Consider the following 19,003-nt stretch of genomic DNA (forward strand, 5'->3'; position numbering starts at 1 on the left):
GGCTCTCGTGAGGTCAATCCGCTGGCCCCAGGTGAGTCAAATGACGTAGGGCAGAGCGGACTGCGGGACCTCACAACACGCCTCCGCGGCTCCTACTGTCCTTGCTTGAGTGCCGATGACGATCCGAGGAGATGTCGCCAATGAGTTCGTTACTGGTGGTCAGCGCCCATGCCGGTGATTTCGTCTGGCGAGCGGCGGGCGCGATCGCTCTGGCCACCAGCCGTGGCCAGCGGGCAAAGGTGCTTTGCCTGAGCTTCGGCGAGCGCGGTGAGTCGGCCAAGGCCTGGCGCGAGGGCAAGTCGCTGGAGCAGATCAAGGAGATCCGGCGCGAGGAGGCCACGAACGCGGCCAACGCGCTGGGCGCGGAGATCGAGTTCTGCGACGCCGGGGACTACCCGCTGCGCGAGTCCGACGAGCTGATCGACCGGATCGTGCGCGTGTACCGCGAGGTGGAACCGGCGGTCGTGCTCACCCATCCGCTGGTCGACCCCTACAACCAGGACCACCCCGCCGCGGCCCGGATGGCGTTGCAGGCGCGGGTGCTGGCCCAGGCAGTCGGCTACGACGCCCCCGGCGAGCCGCTCGGTGCGCCGCCGGTGTTCTTCTTCGAACCGCACCAGCCCGAGCAGTGCGACTTCAAACCGAACGTGCTGCTGGACATCACGCCCGTGTTCGACCTCAAGCGCAAGGCGATGGAATGCCTGCCCGCGCAGCAGCACATGTGGGACTACTACACCGATCTGGCCAAGCGCCGCGGCGTGCAGGTCAAGCGCAACGCGGGCCCGAACCTCGGGCTGCCGCACAACACGATGGGCGAGGCGTACATGCGCCTGTACCCGCAAGTGACCGAGGAGCTCGCATGAGGACGGTCGTCGTCACCAACCCGCCCCGCGCCGCCATCGAAAAGGTCGACAAACTGGCGGAATACGGCGTGGCGACGGTTCACGAAGCGCTCGGCCGGACCGGGTTCCTGGGGCCGAAGCTGCGTCCGGTGCACCTCGGCTCGCGCATCGGCGGCACGGCGGTGACCGTGGTGTGCTGGCCCGGCGACAACCTGATGATCCACGCCGCCGTCGAGCAGTGCCAGCCCGGTGATCTCCTCGTCGTCACCAGCACCTCCCCCAACAGCGACGGCATGTTCGGCGAACTGTTCGCCACCGCGCTGCAAGTTCGCGGGGTGCGCGGCCTGGTCACCGAAACCGGTGTCCGCGACGTCGCCGACCTGCACGCCATGGGCTTCCCGGTGTGGACCTCCGCGGTGAGCGCCCAGGGCACCGTGAAGGCCACCGCCGGTGCGGTGAACGTGCCGATCACCGTCAGCGGGCAGCTCATCCGCCCCGGCGACGCGGTGCTCGCCGACGACGACGGCGTGATGGTCGTGCCGCGCAACGACGTCGACCGCGCACTCGACGCGGCACAGGCCCGCCTCGACAAGGAAGAGGCGACGCGGCAGGCCTTCCGCAGCGGCGAACTCGGGCTCGATCGCTACGGCCTGCGCGCCAAGCTGGAAGAGCTGGGCGTCGAGTACGTCACCGCCGAGGAGTACGGCCTCTGATCCGTTTCTTCCCCGGCTCGAAAACACGCAGCCGATCAAGCCACACCAGCGAATAAGCCACGTCATCCACCCCGGCCCGCACAGCCCGAGGCCTGGGCAATCGCCAATGACGTAGTAGGAGAACGGAAAACACATGAGCGCGAAGAACCTGCAAGACGTGTTGGACCAGGCCGGAAACACCGTCGACCTGCTCCGCAACTCGCAGCTCGGGGCATACATCTACCCGGTGGTCCCGGCGGAGTTCACCAACTTCCGCCGCGAGGTGATCGCCTGGAACGAAACGGCGGTGCTGTTCGACCAGACCCACCACATGGTCAACCTGTTCATCTCGGGCCCGGACGCGCTGCGACTGCTCTCCGACACCGGGATCAACAGCACGGCGAAGTTCCCGGTGGACACCGCCAAGCAGTTCGTCCCGGTCTCCCCCGAGGGCGGCGTGATCGGTGACGGCATCCTCTTCCGGCTGGCGGAGGAGGAGTTCGTCTTCGTCGGCCGCGCCCCGGTGGCCAACTGGCTGACCTTCCAGGGCAGCAAGGGCTACCAGGTCGACATCCACGAGGACCAGCGCTCCCCCTCCCGGCCCTACGGCAAGCCGGTCACCCGCGACCTGTGGCGCTTCCAGATCCAGGGCCCGAACGCGTGGCCGGTCATCGAGAAGGTGCACGGCGGTCCGGTGGAGCAGGTGCGCTTCTTCCGGATGGGCCACCTGAACGTGGCGGGCGAGCGGGTCCGCACGCTGCGCCACGGCATGGCCGGGGCGCCGGGCCTGGAGATCTGGGGGCCCTACGAGACCTACGACAAGGTGCGCGACGCGATCCTGGAGGCGGGCCGGGAGTTCGGCCTCGAACCCGCGGGCGCGCGGGCGTATTCGTGCAACACCCTGGAGTCGGGCTGGATCCCCTCGCCACTCCCGGCGATCTACACCAGCGAGGAACTGCGCCCGTACCGCGAGTGGCTGGGCGCGAACAGCTACGAGGCGACCAACGCCCTGGCGGGCAGCTTCGTGTCCGACAAGATCGAGGACTACTACCTCAATCCGTGGGAGCTCGGCTACGGCTCCTTCGTGAAGTTCGACCACGACTTCGTGGGGCGCGACGCGCTGGAGGCGATCACGCCGGAGACCCAGCGCCGCAAGGTGACGCTCGCCTGGAACGCCGAGGACGTCGCGAAGCTGCTGGCCTCCCCCGTCGACCCGAACGGTCCCGGGTACCAGTTCTTCGACCTGCCCAACGCCAACTACGGGTCGTCGAACTTCGACTCGGTCGTGGACGCCGACGGCAACGTGGTCGGGCTGTCCCTGTTCACCGGGTACAGCGCGAACGAGCGCACCGCGCTCTCCCTCGCGACGGTCAACCCGGACGTCCCGCTGGGTGCCGAGGTGAAGGTGGTCTGGGGCGAGCCCGACGGCGGCAGCCGCAAGACGACCGTCCAGCCGCACGAGCAGTTCGCGGTGCGCGCCGTCGTCAGCCCGGCGCCGTACTCGGCGATGGCCCGCGAGACCTACCGGCCCGGCTGGCGCACCGCCACGGCCTGAGGCCCGGTCCGGACGGGCGACAACCCGCTGCGGGTGGGACGGGCGATTTCGCGCGAAAACGCCACCCACTCACCACGGGAAGCGCCGATTTCGCGCGAAATCGGCGCTTCCCCGCGACATTCGTCGGCCGATACCGGCGCTGCGATCCGCATACCATTCCGCGGTCGGAAACTTGCCCAGTCAACGAAGACGGGAAGCCAGCAATGAGGACCAAAGCCGCCATCATCCGCGAACCGGGCAAGCCGTGGGAACTCGCGGATCTTGAGCTCGACGCGCCGCGCGACGGCGAGGTGCTGATCAAGTTCGCCGCCTCGGGCCTGTGCCACTCCGACGAACACCTGCGAACCGGCGACAGCACCTGCCGACTGCCGATCGTGGGCGGGCACGAAGGTGCCGGTGTCGTCGAGGAAGTGGGTCCGGGAGTCACCCGCGTCCAGCCCGGCGACCACGTCGTCTGCTCGTTCATCCCGGCCTGCGGTACCTGCCGCTACTGCTCGACGGGTCACCAGAACCTCTGCGACCAAGGCGCTCAGATGGCCACCGGGATGCTCTCCGACGGCACCTTCCGCTTCCACGACGACGCCGGTGCGGACCTCGGCGGCTTCTGCATGCTGGGCACCTTCGCGCAGCGCGCGGTCGTCTCCCAGGCGTCCTGCGTGCGGATCGACGCCGACATCCCCTTCGAAGTCGCCGCACTCGTCGGCTGCGGTGTCCCGACCGGATGGGGCTCGTCCGTCTACGCCGCGGGGGTGCGCACCGGCGACACCGTGGTCATCTTCGGTGCCGGTGGGGTGGGGTCCAACGCGGTGCAGGGCGCGCACTACGCGGGCGCCCGCTACATCGTGGTGGTGGATCCCGTTGCGTTCAAACGGGAAAAGGCACTCGACTTCGGCGCCACGCACGTCTTCGACAACGCAGCGCAGGCCCACGAGGCGGTCGTCGAACTCACTCGCGGGCAGCTGGCGGACCACGCGATCTGCACCGTGGGCGTGCTCACCGCGGACGTCGTTTCGCAGGCCACCGCGATCGTCGGCAAGGGCGGCCAGGTCACCGTCACCGCGGTGGGCCGCAGCACGGACACCCAGATCCAGCTCGCGGCCAACGGTCTGCTGGTCGGCTACCAGCGGCGGGTCCAGGGCCACGTGTTCGGGATGTGCAACCCGCTGCACGACATCCCGCGCCTGCTGGAGCTGTACCGGCTCGGCCGACTCAAGCTCGACGAGCTGATCACCCGCCGGTACACCCTCGACGAGATCAACCAGGGATACCAGGACCTGGAAGACGGCAAGATCATTCGCGGGGTCATCCGCCACGAGGCGTGATCGCCAGAACCGGACTGCCGCAGCGGTGCACGTGCCAGTTCGAACCGGGGCGCGGCGCGAACACCGCACTGCTCTCGAAAGCTAAAGCCAGCTCCGGCGACCATCGATCGCACTCGCTGATCCACGAGGTGCCGCAGCCCGGAAACGGCGCCGTGCAACAGCAACCCGAAGGAGGCCGACAATGGCCGTCGGCAGCGTGGCAGAAGACCATCGGGACGACCGGCGAATCCGCACCCAACGGCGCAGGATCCTGGTATCCGGCACCATCGGCACCACCGTCGAGTACTTCGACTTCCTGCTCTTCGGCCTGATCGCGCCGGTGGTCTTCGAGGAGCTGTTCTACCCGAAGACCAACGCGCTGGTCGCCACCATCGCCGTCCTCGGCACCTTCGCGGTCGGATATCTCGCCCGACCGCTGGGCGGCATCGTGTTCGGGCACTTCGGCGACCGCATCGGCCGCAAGCCGGTCATGTTCATCACGCTGATCGTCATGGGTGCCTCGACCACGCTCATCGGCCTGTTGCCGACCTATGCCGCGATCGGCGTCATCGCACCGATCCTGCTGGTGCTGCTGCGCTTCACGCAGGGAATCGCGCTCGGCGGCGAAACCGTGGGTGCGGTCATCCTGGCCACCGAGAGCGCGCCGGAGGGCAAGCGCGGCGGATACGCCGGGGTCATCCAGATCGGGGCGGCGGCCGGTTCGGTACTGGCCTCGCTGGGTGCCGGTCTGGTCGCCGCGATGCCCGCCGACGACCGGATCGAATGGGGCTGGCGGATCCCGTTCCTGCTCAGCGCCGTGCTGGTGCTGGTCGGCGTGTACGTGCGCGCCAAGATCGAGGAATCGCCGGTGTTCAAGCAGGCCGCGGCGCAAGCCCCGCGCAAACTGCCGCTGATCGCCGCGCTGCGCGAGGAACCGAAGGCCTGCATCACCATCTTCCTGTGCGTGATCACCGAAACCAGCATGCTGCAGATCTTCACCGTCTACGTGCTGGTCTACGGCGCCCAGGAACTGCACATCGCGAACTCGGTGATGCTCATCGGCGTGCTGATCGGAAACGTCTTCGGCATCGTGACGAACCCGCTGTTCGGCCGGATCTCGGACTTCGTCGGCCGCCGCGTCATGATGGCAACCTCGCTGATCATCGGGGCGCTCTACGTCGCGTTCGTCTTCTTCCCGCTGCTGGAGACCGGCAACAACGCGCTGATCATCCTGGCGATCGCGATCCCGCCCGCGATCATCCAGACGATGCTGTTCGCCACCGAAGGCAGCTTCTACACCGAACTGTTCCGCAGCGCGACCCGACGGTTCTCCGGCCTCGGCTTCAGCCGCCAACTGGGCGGCGTCATCGGCGGCTTCTTCCCGTTGATCGCCGCCGCACTGCTGGCAGCCACCGGCACCGTCTGGTCGGTCGTCGGCTACTACGCGGCCATCTCAGCGATCTCCCTGCTAGCCGTCCTGACAGCCCGAGAAACCAACCGCGAAACCCTCGCCTGACGCTCGGCGGACAGCTCCGCCGGGTGCACGGAGCAGGCGCTCCACCGCTGCCGAATCAGAATCCTGGCCATCAGCGGCGATCACGTCCCTAGCGGTTTCCGACATGCCCGCATCATCGCGCATTCGCACATCTTCGTGGCTCGGGATGATCGAAACGGTCCTTCATCGGGATGAGCGGAGTGCTTGCGGAGTCGCCCGTCCCGCGAAGTCCGTGACCGACAAAAGGAAGTAGCCACCGCGACCTGGTGATAACACACCGCAGAAAGGAAATTTGCTTCACATCGACCGCAGAACAGGACATCATGGTGATAGGTGCTTGACCAATACGCGCTGGACGCGAAGGAGCAGACGTCACCATGAACTTCTCGGTTGACGCCGAAGCAGGCGTCGCGTCGGAACTCATCGACCTCGGAACGATTCCGCTCTCAGAGCTGCGGACACTCGACCATGCGGCGCTGCATCAGTCGTTGCGGCACGTGGTGGAACGAGCTGCGGACATCGGGGCAACGGAATCTAGTAGTGGCCAAGGTAGCGGCGAGAGGGTCGACTGACGCCACGGTCCTCGCACTGCGCGCTCGTTCCGGTTCGGCACACCGTGTTCAACCGTCGAAGGAGTAGCCATGCCGGTCGGCCGCGAAACCGCCCCGGACGACTTCGAACTCCACCGCCTGTCCTGGGCCGACTTCGATGACCTCGCCCGCGGCAAAGGCGGTGGCCGCACCATTCGCCGGTTGCGCCGCGCCGAGCGCAGTCGCCGGTTGCTCCTGCTGCGAGCGCTGGTGGACGACGTGGCCAAGGTTCCGCATCTGTGCGGACCACTGCCTTCCCCGGAATCAGCCTGGGAACTGCTGGCGCGCGTCCAAGCGGAAGCGCCCAAGGTGCTTGATCTCGTCCTCGCGCATCCCTACACCGGAAGTTGGGTCGGCTACACCACGCGCTTGTTCCACCACCGAACCACCGGCGTCTGTCCACTGTGGGTGCACATCGGACACGTGCACGCGATCGCGGCCGCGGCGGCGATCCGGGCGGGGCTGCGGTTCCGGACTTCGGTGCCGGTTTGGCACGGTGGCGCGATTCTGCCGACCCTCGGCCTGGCCCGCCTGCCCTCGGAAGCGCCGCACGCCGTGGCTGACGTGGAGGGCGAGGTTGGGCAGGCGGTGGAGATCCGGAGCGGGACCACACGTGTGCACCTGCCGCACGACCACCGCGTGGACGCCCCGGGATGGTGGGGCATGCGGCAGGTCTCGATTCGGGCGCACGACCAGGTGCTCTCGGTGCGGCTGGACGACATCGATCCCTACCGGGGGATCTACGAACCGGTGCTGCCACAACGGCTCGGCACTGACGAGGTGGCATCCTGGTGGAGGCTGCTCACGGATGCCTGGCACCTGATCGTCCAACACGTACCCGAGATCGCCCCGGCCCTCCGTGCTGGTCTGGAGTCACTGGTGCCTCGCCCGGCCGTGCCGTTCCGGATGCCGAGCGCTTCCACCGGAGAAGCCTTCGGCAGCGCGATCGTCGGGCACCCCGACGACGCCGTCGCGCTGGCCGCCACGCTCGTCCACGAGTTCCAACACATCCGGCTGGGCGGACTGCTCCACTTGACGCGGTTGCGGGAAGAAGACCCGCAGGAGAGGTTCTACACGCCATGGCGGGACGATCCGCGCCCCCTGGCCGGAACGCTGCAGGGCGTCTACGCGTTCTTCGGCGTGACCATGTTCTGGCGAGCGCTGGCGCACGCCAGTCCCGGATTCGCCGATCGCCGCGCCGCATTCGAGTTCGCGTACTGGCGCAACGCCACCTGGCGCACCCTCCAGGTGCTGCGGGACGATTCAGCTCTGACCACGGCGGGGCACCGGTTCGTCAACGGCATCGCCGAGCGACTTGGTCCGTGGCAAGACGAGCCGCTTCCCGCCGAGGCGGCCGACACGGCTGCCGCATTGGCGGCGGATCACTACGCCGGATGGCGAATTCGACACGTGCGGCCGCATCCGGAGACCGTTGCGGCGGTCGCCGAAGCTTGGCTGGCTGGTCGGCAACGCCTGGCCGGGATCCGCGTGACCAGCGACCGAACTCCCACACCTGTGCCGGATGGCGCCTGGTCGCAGGCACGGATCGACCTGACCCGCCTTGGCCTCGTCCAAGAGTCGGGCGACACCCAGCACACGATGCCCGAAGCATGGTCGACCGTTCCAGATGCCACACCGGCGGATTTCGCGTACACCAGTGGTCGTCTCGCCGATGCCGCACGCGGCTACCGGGCGGAACTGGCCGCGGACCCGGACCGCCCGGCTTCCTGGATTGGGCTGGGCCTTGCTCTGTCGGGACTAGGCGTGCGGCCAGCCGCACGGGCGTTGCTGACCTGTCCCGAACTGGTCCGCGCGGTGGACCGGCGGATTCGAACCGGCGCGGCGCGCGTGGCCGCGCCGGACGAACTCGCTGGCTGGATCGGACGACTCCTGCCCTGAAACCTGGGCCATACGCCAAATCACAGCGGCGCGGGGTCGATGTCGCAGTCAGCTCGATTGCCGCTGACCGCAGCCAGCACGGCCGGATGCGCTTCACCGAGCACTCTGCGGTAGCGGCTCAGCACGTCGGCATGTTTGGACTCCGCCTCTTCGGCGCGATCCGCGGCGCGGAGGTCGAGAGACAGGTTGTGGGTGGCCGCGATCGTAGTGGGATGATCGACTCCGAGCGCCAGTTCCGCTCGTTGCACCATCTGGCCGCTCAGGTTCAGGGCCGTCTCGACCTCGCCGAGCGCCGCCACGTCGCTGGCCAGGTTGATCGCGGCCACCAGGGCGTGCGGCTGATCCGGGCCGAACATCGTTCGAAACTGCTCGGCGGATCGTTCGTCGAGTTGCCGTGCGCTGCCCGGCTCACCGAGCAGTCGGAGCGTCACCGCCAGGTCGACGGCCGCGGAAAGGGTGTGCGGGTGGTTCTCCCCCAGGTTGCGGCGGAACCGGTCGAAGGTGTCTTCGTTGAGCCTGCGAGCGGCCTGCAGCTCACCGGTCTGCCGGAGATCGATGGAATGCGATATCGCACAAACCATGGTGTTCGGGTGATCAGCGCCATAGCGGAAGCGGAACCGTTCCAGCGCATGCCCGGACAGTTCCAACGCTGCCTGGTGGTCACCGTTCTTGCGGGCGGCGATGGACAACTGGTGCTGGCGTTGCAGGGTTATTGCCTTGTCCTCGCCGAACAGTTGCCGACAGCGGTCGGCGAGGCGTTCCAGTTCGCCATGCGCCCAGGCGTAGTCGCCCAACTCAAGACGGTCCAGAATCAACCCGGCGTACGAGTGGTTGGCCGGGGCGCTGTCGAAGCCGCGGACCTCAACCTGCCGCCGAGAGGTGTCCTCGTCCAACTCCCGCGCCCGACGGTAGTCCCCGGACAGTCGCAGGCTCACGGCCAGATCGTGCGCGGCGCCCAGGGTGACCGGATCGTCCTCGCCGTAAAGCCCCTTGGCCTTGCGGTAGGTTTCGTCGTTCATGTCCCGGGCTACCAAGAATTCACCCTTGGCCTTCAGGTCGAACGCGACGCTGAGCTCCGCGACCAGCGTTTCCTCGCTGTTCTCACCGGAGGTCTGCTGGCGCAGGGCCAAGGTTCGCTCGTTGAGCGCCGCAGCATCCGCGTACCGGCCGAGGGTCCACAGGTAGAAGCCCAACCTGCCAGCCACTTGGAGCAGCTGCGAGTCGGTCTCCGCCAGCGTCTCTGACCACACGTCGATAGCACGCTGGCCCAGCGCCGCGCACTCCTCGTGGTCGCCCCAGAAGTACAGGTACTCGATCAGGTCGATGACCAGCTGCCGCACCCAGGGGTCATCGCATTCCAGGATTTCCGATGCGTACGCGTGCGGCAGGATGGCTTGATATCTCGGCCATTGCGTCGGCGCGGCCGGGTCGTTCGGATTGAGGTTGGCCAGCAGCAGATGGGCACCGTGCCGCATTTCCGCTCGGCGCTGCGGTGACATCCGGTCGCGGAGGACCAGTTGCACCAGCCGGTGCAGCTGGAGCGTGTCATTGCGATGGTCGATCTTCGCCAGGCCGAACCTGTTGATGTCGCGAATAGCTCGACCGAGCCGGATCGGATCGCGCAGCGCGGCGTCCAGCTCCGGCGAGATCGACGTGCCGCGAACGCCGGTGAACAAGCTGCGGGAAATCGGTTCCGGCGCGAAGAACGCGCACACCTGCAAGAGTTGGTGCGCAGCTGGGTTGCGGGACTCCAACTGGTCGAACGAGACGTTCCAAGCCGCGGCGAGCGACACCTCGTAGTCGTTGGTGGCCGACGCGTCGAGGATCTCGGCGACCTTCTCGTCGAACACCCGCAGGTATTCGCTGATCGGCATGCCGGTCTCCGCGCGCCAGGCGGCGGCTTGCGCGATGGCCAGCGGCAAGTCCCCCAGCTTGTCGGCCAGCGCGTCGGCCTCCGCATCAGTGATCTCCGGGCCGCGGCTGCGCAACAACTCCTTGCTTTCCGCCCTCTCGAACAGTGTGACCTCCAAAGGGCGAGCGACTTCGGCCCAGTCGGGATTTCGGGATGTGATCAAGATTTCCCCCGGCCCGTTGGCCGGGAAGAAGGGGCGTACCGCCTCCGGGCTCTCGGCAGCGTCGAATACCAGCAGCCATCTTCGAATGGGGTGACCGCGCCGGAGCGCCTCCCGCACTGCGGGCACCGCCGTGTTGGCTTCGGCGCTTCCGGGCAGGCGCAGCGCCTTGGCCAGTTCGGTGAGTCCGGCGCGGATCTGGGACGACTGCCCGGCCTCGACCCACCACACCAGGTCGTAGTCCCGCAAGTGGCGGTAGATGTACTCGACGGCGAGCTGGGTTTTGCCGATGCCGCCCATGCCGTGCAGCGCCGCGGGGAGGATCGCGGCGGCGCCGCCAGCCGTCAGCCGATTGTCCAACTCCGCAAGCGGCTCCTCGCGGCCGGTGAAGATCGGATTGCGCGGCGGTATGTCACCCCATATCGGCGGGACGTCATCCGGCTGCCGCTCGCGGAGAATTCGGGCGGCCACAGTGGATGGTGGACTGGCCGGATCCTCCGCGCCAGTCGCAGTCTCGCCCATCTCGGTCGACGCCACCACCCGCAGCGGCGAGTCGTCCGAGGCGCGGACCGATGGTTGTGGGTCATTCGTTGATTCGGTGCTCTGAATCGCCATCGTCTCACTCACCGTAGTTCCATTGCTACTGAAAGTATCGGACGCCGACGTGGTTGAACTGAGACCGCCGGTTTCCTCCGAAGGAGTGGCTTCTACTTGAGAGCGTTCTTCACCGAGGAGGGCTTCGCTCAGCTTTTGCGCGCGAGCGAGGTATGGACCGGAAAGAGCACGCATCAGAGTCCGCTCGATCTCGACGGACGCTCCCGGCGATGGACCGGGGATCGGCGTCGCGTCCGGATTTCCCAGGGCGTCGCGGAGTTGGCTGGCACCGACGAGGCGATCGGCAAAAGCATCAGCGACGAGACGCACGACGTGCGCCGTCTCCGAGCGGCGTCCGCCGCTGAGCAGGATTTCCCGGACTGACTGGTCGAAATCGAAGGCGGCGGTCTCCCAGCTTTCCGCGTCGGCACCCTCGACCGGCTGGAGCAGTCCGCTGGTGAACACCTCGGCCACGTGAGCGGGATCGGAGCCCGGCACGAGTTCGGCCTGGACCAGCCGGGCGACCGGCACGCTGACGGGCACCGCGGCCAACAAGGTCGCGAGCCGGAAGGCCTGCGGGGATGCCGTGCTCAGGAAGCTCGTGACGCGCTGCCGAGGCGACGGGGCACCGTCGCTCTCAGCACGGGCAGGGGCTTGGCCCTCGGTCGGCTGTGGCGAGCGAGCACGGGCGAAAACCACCATCGCGTTGGCGGATTGCGTCCGGGCGCCTGCGACCAACTGCGCCCAACGGGTCAGCCCGCTCGTTTCCAGTTCCAGGATCGGCACGGCGACCGCGTTGGCCGGAACTGGGTCGGGGTCCAGCCATGCGTCCGGTAGCTCCACCGTCCACTGTCGATTCGGCGCCACCGCGCGTGTCGCGGTCACCCTCGCGCGCTGCGGCCGCAAGCCGCCGCGGCGCCAGAGCCGCTGCGGCAGCAGATGTGCGACGGCCACCGACATCGACTCACCCCACTGCGCGAGCAGCGGCGAGATCAAACCTTGTCGCCAGCATTCGCCGACGCCGTCGGTGAGGATGAGAACGACCCGTCGACCAGACGAATCGTTCAGTTCGGCAGGGCTGCGGATGGGCGTTTCCGCTGTGCCGCCGCGCAACCGCGGGGTTTGGCGGGTGTCCAGCACGCGTCGCTGGATCGAGCGGAACGCGCCGAGCCGTTCCAACGAGGTGACGACCGCGTTGATCGTCGACCGCCACAGCGCCATGGACGGGCTGGTGTCCACGACCAGCGTCAAATCCAGCCAGCGCGTCATGTTCGGCCGGGTCATCGGCAACCACAGCCCATCTTCAACGGCCCGCTCCGCGGTCGCCTCCTCGTCGAGGAGCGCATCCTCCGCGTGCGGGGATGGAACCTGGCGTTTGAGCGGCCGGAGCGCGCGGGCGATGTTCGGCCCGGCGGCCGGTGGGCTAAACCTCGGTCGTGCGGTGTTGTCGAGCCGAATGGTTGTGCCGCTGACGGGTTCCGACGTCTCGGCCGACCGACTTGCCGTCGACCCGGCACCGACGTTGTCGTCGTGCTGTGCGGCGGTGTGCTGTTCAGAACTGTAGCCCGCGTCGTCGCGCTGGCTGGACCGCTGTTCGGTCGATAGTGGGTCGTGGCGGCCTGATTCGACCGCGGGGTCCGGGCGTTCGACGTCCGGCGGGCCTGGATCGCGTTGTTCTTCGCCAGGGGGTTGGGCGAGGTCGTTGCCTCGGTGTCGTCCCCAGGCGTACTGGGTGGCGGCGGTCAGCCAGACGGCATCGGCGACATCGGACCAGACCAGGTCACCGGCTGCGCGGCTCGGGGTGGCCGCAGAGTCGCCGGGCATCCGTCCCGCCAGCTGGGCGCGACCTGCCGACTGCTCGTCACCTCCGGCGCGCACGTCACGTTACCGAGTTCAGTTGCCGCCACAACGCGTCCAGCAGCCGCGACCACGAATCGTCGTCGTCGCGGTAGGCGCCTGAGGTCGCCAGGTAAACCGCGTCCAGCAGTTTGTCGGCGGGCAGGCCGCCACCGTCCGCGGCGCGGTCGAGGAATTCCTGGACCATCCGCTGCCGCTGCTCGTCATCGGAACCGGCCAGATGCGCCGCCACCATCGCGGCGAGTTGCTCGGTGTTGGGCTCCCTGATCGTCAACCGGAGGCAGCGGCGCAGGAACGCCTCGGGGAATTCCCGCTCCCCGTTGCTGGTGATCACGACCATCGGAAAAGCACGGCAACTCACCCGGCCGTCGACGACGGTCGCCGTCCTACCGGGGTCATCGGCCAACACGGACACCTCAGGTGATCGGTCCCGCATCCGCTCCAGTTCCGGAATGGTGAACTGGCCGTCCTCGAAGATGCTCAACAGGTCGTTCGGCAGGTCCACCTCGCTCTTGTCCAGCTCGTCGATCAGCAGCACGCGAGGGAGTTCGGCGGGCAGGAATGCGGTGCCCAACGGTCCGAGCCGCAGGAATTCACCCACCGGTGGTTCGGCGACGGACATCGCACGGTCCGCGGTTGGCGGTGGGGTGTCGGCGTCCACGCCCCACCGCGCCAACGCCTGGCGCGTCGCGGCCGCCTGCGCGCGTCCTATCGCGTCGTAGGCGTACAGGCCCGCTTTCAACTTGGTGCTGCTGGTGATCGGCCACCTCAGCACCCGGCCGAGTCCCAGCTCCCGGGCGATGCGGAAGGCCAGGCTCGACTTCCCGGTGCCGGGTCGGCCGGTGACCAGCAACGGGCGGCGCAAGTACAGCGCCGCGTTCACCATGTCCACCTCGTGCGGGTCGACATCGCGGTCGGACAGGTGCGACTCGGCACCGAGTCGCCGCCGGGCCTCACCGTCGTCCGGCGGGGGTGCGTCGCGGTCGGCCAGCGGGCCGCCGCGGAAATCCCGCCAGGGCGGCGGAGCGGGCAGCAGTTCGGTCAGCCGGATGTCGCGCAGCGGTCGGCCGGTGCCCCGGTAGATCCACCAGCCCGGCGTGCCGAAACTCGGCGACTGCCGCTGTGCCGCGCCGCCGTCGTGGTGCTCGTCGATGTCCATCGGCCTAGCCCGCGAGTTCGTCGAGAGTCAGCAAACGTCCCGGATCATCCCACAGCACAACCATTTCCTGCACCGCATTCACGTCGAACGGAGTAGGTGAAGGTGAATCGAGATGCGCATCCCGCCGGAGGGTCTGGGTCCGGATGGCCAGATCGCCCAAGCCACCCTCGTCGGCCAGCCATTCGACGATCGCCCGCAAGCTCGCCGAATCCGCGTCGCGACGATGCCACAGCACGGCTGGCAACCCGGACTGCAGCGCGGAAATCAACTGGTCACCGCTGCGGGGCTCCGGGCGCGGCGCAGCGGTGAGCACGATCGCCGCGCACCGCTGCTCCCGCTCCAGCACGGCGGCGACGGCGTGCGGGTTGTCCGGACTCGCCGGGCGGGCGAAATGGACCTCCGCCGTCCACGGATCGTCGCGCAACATCTGCCACCGCCGGTTCCACACCCGGTGCCAGTGATCCGACCTCATCCGTTCCAGCGAACGCACCACGACCGGGTAGTCCAGGCACAGCGGACGGGGAACCCCGGACTCCTGCTCCTTTCGCCACAGGTGGACGGGAAGGTTCAGCAGCGCTCGCGGCAGAACCACCTCCAGGGCCACCGTCCCGGCGTGGCCGCGCCACGCGCGCTCGGCGTCGATCACCAGCTCATCGACCCGCCGCTCGATCTCGTCGACCCGGACCGTTCGGATTTCGCCGCGCGCGGGTGGCCATTCTTCCGGATCGTCCTGCCGCCAATGGGAAATCACGAAATGGTCCGGGTCGATCCCGTCGTGTTGCACGACGATCATCAGGTGCAGCCGGGTACCGGCCGAGATCGGCTCGGAGCCAGCCTCCCGGAGCTTCGCGAGCTCGGAGCTGAGCTGGAGACGCCTGGCCTGCGCGTCGTTCCACTCCCGAAGCCGAACGCGCAGCGCGCTGTCGCCGACCTGCCGCGCCAGGAGTTCGACGAAGGACAACGCTGGCGGGAAACCGTCCGCACCCGCGTTGAAATCCGCCAGGTGCGCGAGGACATCCCATGCACTCGCGTCGGGCGGTGCGGGTGGCACGCCGGGACCAGCGGCTCGGCGCAACAGCGTGGGTAGTTGCGGGACGACGACCTCGTGCAGCGAATCCCGCAGCTGGTTCAGCTCACTGGCGGGCAACAGGTCGAGCACGCCCTGCGGTGTGCTCGACTCGGTGGAACTCACCGCGTCCACTGACCGGGCGGCATCGAACAGGCGCAACCACGCGACGGCGCTGGTTTCCTTGACCACCACGGAAATCTGTCGGAACAGGTCGGGCTCGGCCGCGTGGTCCTGCTCGATCACGTTCCGGAAGAAGTCTTCCGACGCGATCAGGGCCAACGCGCTTCTCGTGCTCGCCAACGACTTCTTCGCGTCCTGCGCGTCGAGGATGCGGGCCGCGAAATTGATCGCCGGGCTGACCTTGCCATTGGGACTCAGCCGGACATCGCCAGCGTGCAACGCGACCCTGAGTTGCATGACCGCCGCGGCGGAATGCACCGCGTTGTGCCGGCGCAGTCCGGCGAGCAGCCTGTTCCACAGCTGATCGGCCAACCGAATCCTGGGGATCTCCGGTGGCACCAGGATTATCTTTCCGTCGCCGCGATCCTCCACCTCGCAGGAACTCCATCCGACGCCTGCCTCGTCGAACGCCTGCTCCAGCAACTCCTCAAGACTGCGATGCACAGCTAGCTGACCGAGGGACTTCCGGCGCGAATCGCTGAAGCTCGCGACATCGACCAGCACGATGTTCCGGAATTGTGCCTCTGAGTACTGCGGCATGAGACCCCCTCCCAACCCGCGATACCCGTGCGCCGTTTCCCCCCGCGACTCCCATCAGAACTGGCAACGGCCCGGCGCAACACATCGGCCTACTACGCACTGTATCGCGACAGTAGGCCCTTGGAGATGACCCGTTTGATCTTCGGTCTGGCGGTGCGCATGCCTCCGGGTGGTCCATCGACGTCTGCCGCCTGCTCGTCAAGCGGCCGGGCGGCGGCGCGCGGAAAGCCACCTGGCGGCACCACATTCCACCAGTCGAGCAAGCTGCCGCTGAGCAGCTCACTCCGATCAGCGGTGGCCACTACTCCTGCCACGCCGTGATGACCGCTATCACCGCAGCGGCCATCACGCTGGCGAGCGCCACCTTGATCACGCCCTCGGGCTGGAGGTGCACCAGGAGAACGATCAGCGCCCACACCTGCACGACGGTGAACATCGCGCTGTAGAACAGCGTCGTCGGGCTCCGCCTCCGACGATGGCGCCTGGCGGTCTCCACCCCCGACGCGGCGGGCACCGACGTCGTACCTGGAGCATCCGGGCGAACGCGGTGCGACGAACGGCTTCTCGTCATGTCCGTCAACCTCCTCCTCAAAAGGTCCATGACAGACATGTACGGCAAACCGCCGCCGCCTAGTGCGTCACCTGACTCATTCGCCGAAAAGCGTTCGAGGATTCAGGAAACGAGCCGCTTCAGCTCCTCCAGGCGGAGGATCGTCACCTGTCGGCGCCCCGTCTTGATCAGACGTTGCCGCCGCAAGGCGGCCAGCACCCGCACCACCGACTCGCGGGACGCCGCGACCAGACCGGCCATGCTCTTCTGGGTGAGTGGTATCGAGATCGTGACCCCGTCCCCCGCCGTCACCCCGTACCGTCCCGCGAGGTCGACCAGCAGGGCCGCCACGCGTTGTTCGACCATGCGACCGCCGTGCTCCGCCCGTTGGTGGCTGATCTCCCGCAACCGCTCCACGATCACGCGCAGCACCGTCCACGCGAGCCGAGATCTGGCCTGGCACAGCGCGGTGAACCGTTCGGCGGGCACGACGATGGCCTCGACGGGATCGAGCGCCCGCATCGTCGCCGAGCGCGGTTTGCCGTCCAACGCCGCGAACTCCCCCACGATGTCACCTGGACCGCGAACGGCGAGCACGCCTTCGTACCCGGTGGCGACGTCGGTGACGATCTCGATGCTGCCCATCAGCAGGACGTAGACGTGCCGGGACGAATCCCCCTGCCTGCAAAGAGATTCACCTGGCTCGAACCTCCGAACCGTGCCAGCCCGCCGCATCAGCGCCTGCTCGGCCGGATCCAGCATCGCCCAGAACGTGCCGCGGTGCGGGCTCGGCTGGTCTTGAGGTTCGCCCATACCCGCCCCTGTCAGGAATGATCTCGGTATACCAAGAATGCTCATTCCGCAGGCATCCAACAACCGTCCGAAAGCGGTCGATGAAACGCAGGTGGCGGCCCTCCGAATGGCGGTCTCCTGGTTCGGCTGCGCTGGAAGGGGAGTGCGCAACCGGGCCGTGGCTCGGTTGCGCACTCGGCTGCGTGGTCAGGCCAGCTGAGGGCCTGGTTTGCCGTTCTCGATCACGAAGCGGGCTCGGTCGCGGATCGGGGCACCGGCGGTGTTGACGTAGTCCACGATGCGGTAGTCGGCCGTCCACTCCGTGGCGGTGATGACGTTGCGGACGTAGCCGCGATTGCGGTTGATGAACTTGATGTGCGGATTCTCCTGCAGCTGGACCAGATCGCCGGCGTTCTGGTCGGTCCCGTTGCCGCCCGAGGTGATGGACGTGCCGATCAGTTCGCTGCCCACGGTCGCCGAGGCCGGGTCGTCGAAGTCTGCCTTGATGTCCGCGGCGTAGTTGGCGTGCACGTCGCCGGTGATCACCACCGGGTTGGACGCCTCGGCCAGCCGGTCGCGCACCAGGTTGCGCTCCACCAGGTAGTTGTCCCAGGCGTCGTCGCTGAAGGAATCGGCGTCGCCCGCGGTGAAGTCGCGCTGCGAGAAGAACACCTGCTGCGCCAGGACGTTCCAGCGCGCGGTCCGACCGGCCAGGCCGCGCAACAGCCACTCGCGCTGGTCGGCGCCCAGGATGGTGCGCGAGGGGTCCGCCCGCTGGTCGGCCGGGACCTGGTCGCTGCGGTACTGGCGGGTGTCGAGCAGGTGGACGTCCACCAGGTCACCGAAGGTCAACCGGCGGTGGATGCGGATGCCGGGGCCTGACGGCCGCTGGGCGCGGCGCAGCGGCATGTGCTCGTAGTAGGCCTGGAACGCTTGGGCGCGGCGCTGGCGGAAGACCGCCGGGTCCTGGTCGGGCTCGGTGTCGACCTGCGAGATGTCCCCGGCCCAGTTGTTCTCCACCTCGTGATCGTCGAAGACGACCGCCCACGGGAAGGCCGCGTGCGCGGCCTGCAGGTTCGGGTCGGACTTGTACTGGCCGAGCCGGGTGCGGTAGTCGGCGAGGGTGAAGATCTCCCGCGCGGGCACGTGCGCGCGCCCGATGCTGCCTGCCGCGTCGCCCTCGTAGATGTAGTCGCCGAGGAAGGCGACGAGGTCGAGGTCTTCCTCGGCCATGTGGGCGTAGGCGTTGTAGAAGCCGTCGGGGTAGTTCTGGCAGCTGGCGAAGGCGAACGAGAACCTGTCGAGGCGGGCGCCCAAGCGCGGGGCGGTCTTCGTGCGGCCGACCGGGCTGAGCTCGCCACCGGTCCGGAAGCGGTAGAAGTACTCGGCGCCGGGACGCAGCCCCGACACCTCGACGTGCACCGAGTGCGCGGATTCCGGCCGGGCGAGCTCAGCCCCAGCGGCCACGATGTTGCGGAACTTCTCGTCCGCGGCCACCTGCCACTGCACCGGAACGATCCGAGCGGGCATGCCGCCGAGACCGTCTTCGGCGAGCGGTTCGGGAGCCAGGCGGGTCCACAACACCACGCCGTCCGGCAGTGGATCGCCGGAAGCCACCCCGAGCGCGAACGGCGCACGGATCGCCGGACCGCCAGCCCCGGCGGGGGCGGCGTTCGCCGCGGCACCGAGACCGGTGGTGCCCAGCGCTGCCGCGCCGATGGCGGCCGTTCCGGCCAACAGGACCTGGCGGCGGGACGGGGTTGATTCACGGGGGTCGGAATTCTCTGGCATGTGCCACCTTTTCGGCAGTGTGCTC

At 68.1% G+C, this 19,003-nt stretch carries 13 protein-coding genes; 7 read left to right on the forward strand and 6 right to left on the reverse strand.

What is annotated here, in order from left to right; genetic code table 11:
- Nucleotides 1-140 precede the first annotated feature (140 nt).
- The 7 genes from ACTWQN_RS01705 (at nucleotide 141) to ACTWQN_RS01735 (ending at nucleotide 8,374) form a co-directional block, all read left to right on the forward strand.
- Nucleotides 141-863 (forward strand): PIG-L deacetylase family protein, encoded by a 723-nt coding sequence (locus ACTWQN_RS01705; RefSeq protein ID WP_443201493.1) that lies wholly within the window; start codon nucleotides 141-143, stop codon nucleotides 861-863.
- A complete protein-coding gene (locus ACTWQN_RS01710; protein ID WP_443201494.1) occupies nucleotides 860-1,555 on the forward strand; it encodes a 4-carboxy-4-hydroxy-2-oxoadipate aldolase/oxaloacetate decarboxylase in 696 nt (231 codons plus the stop codon). Before ACTWQN_RS01705 ends, ACTWQN_RS01710 begins: the two co-directional genes overlap by 4 nt.
- A 133-nt stretch (nucleotides 1,556-1,688) precedes the next feature.
- Nucleotides 1,689-3,089: a vanillate/3-O-methylgallate O-demethylase gene (ligM, locus tag ACTWQN_RS01715; protein WP_443201495.1), complete on the forward strand. Its 1,401-nt coding sequence runs from the start codon at nucleotides 1,689-1,691 to the stop codon at nucleotides 3,087-3,089.
- Nucleotides 3,090-3,292: 203 nt separating this feature from the next.
- Entirely contained in the window at nucleotides 3,293-4,411 is a 1,119-nt protein-coding gene (locus tag ACTWQN_RS01720; RefSeq protein WP_443201496.1) for an NDMA-dependent alcohol dehydrogenase, read from the forward strand.
- Between the two features lie 181 nt (nucleotides 4,412-4,592).
- Nucleotides 4,593-5,906: an MFS transporter gene (locus ACTWQN_RS01725; RefSeq protein ID WP_443201497.1), complete on the forward strand. Its 1,314-nt coding sequence runs from the start codon at nucleotides 4,593-4,595 to the stop codon at nucleotides 5,904-5,906.
- Nucleotides 5,907-6,262: 356 nt separating this feature from the next.
- Entirely contained in the window at nucleotides 6,263-6,457 is a 195-nt protein-coding gene (locus ACTWQN_RS01730; RefSeq protein WP_443201498.1) for an FxSxx-COOH-like cyclophane-containing RiPP peptide, read from the forward strand.
- Nucleotides 6,458-6,526: 69 nt separating this feature from the next.
- Nucleotides 6,527-8,374, forward strand: a complete 1,848-nt coding sequence (locus ACTWQN_RS01735; protein ID WP_443201499.1) for an HEXXH motif domain-containing protein — start codon at nucleotides 6,527-6,529, stop codon at nucleotides 8,372-8,374.
- A 20-nt stretch (nucleotides 8,375-8,394) separates the two neighbouring features.
- Here ACTWQN_RS01735 and fxsT read toward each other — a convergent pair whose 3' ends face one another.
- From fxsT to ACTWQN_RS01765, 6 genes are all read right to left on the reverse strand, one after another.
- A complete protein-coding gene (fxsT, locus tag ACTWQN_RS01740; protein WP_443201500.1) occupies nucleotides 8,395-12,918 on the reverse strand; it encodes an FxSxx-COOH system tetratricopeptide repeat protein in 4,524 nt (1,507 codons plus the stop codon).
- 1 nt (nucleotide 12,919) lies between these two features.
- Nucleotides 12,920-14,056, reverse strand: a complete 1,137-nt coding sequence (locus ACTWQN_RS01745) for an AAA family ATPase (RefSeq protein WP_443201501.1) — start codon at nucleotides 14,054-14,056, stop codon at nucleotides 12,920-12,922.
- A 4-nt stretch (nucleotides 14,057-14,060) separates the two neighbouring features.
- Nucleotides 14,061-15,845 (reverse strand): VMAP-C domain-containing protein, encoded by a 1,785-nt coding sequence (locus ACTWQN_RS01750; protein WP_443201502.1) that lies wholly within the window; start codon nucleotides 15,843-15,845, stop codon nucleotides 14,061-14,063.
- Nucleotides 15,846-16,146: 301 nt separating this feature from the next.
- Complete coding sequence (locus ACTWQN_RS01755; RefSeq protein WP_443201503.1) at nucleotides 16,147-16,416, reverse strand: hypothetical protein; 270 nt, start codon at nucleotides 16,414-16,416, stop codon at nucleotides 16,147-16,149.
- 102 nt (nucleotides 16,417-16,518) lie between these two features.
- Complete coding sequence (locus ACTWQN_RS01760) at nucleotides 16,519-17,208, reverse strand: Crp/Fnr family transcriptional regulator (RefSeq protein WP_443201504.1); 690 nt, start codon at nucleotides 17,206-17,208, stop codon at nucleotides 16,519-16,521.
- A gap of 186 nt (nucleotides 17,209-17,394) precedes the next feature.
- Entirely contained in the window at nucleotides 17,395-18,978 is a 1,584-nt protein-coding gene (locus ACTWQN_RS01765; protein ID WP_443201505.1) for an alkaline phosphatase D family protein, read from the reverse strand.
- Between the last annotated feature and the right edge of the window lie 25 nt (nucleotides 18,979-19,003).

Origin of the sequence: Saccharopolyspora antiqui, from assembly GCF_052246905.1 — a bacterium.
Lineage (GTDB): Bacteria > Actinomycetota > Actinomycetes > Mycobacteriales > Pseudonocardiaceae > Saccharopolyspora.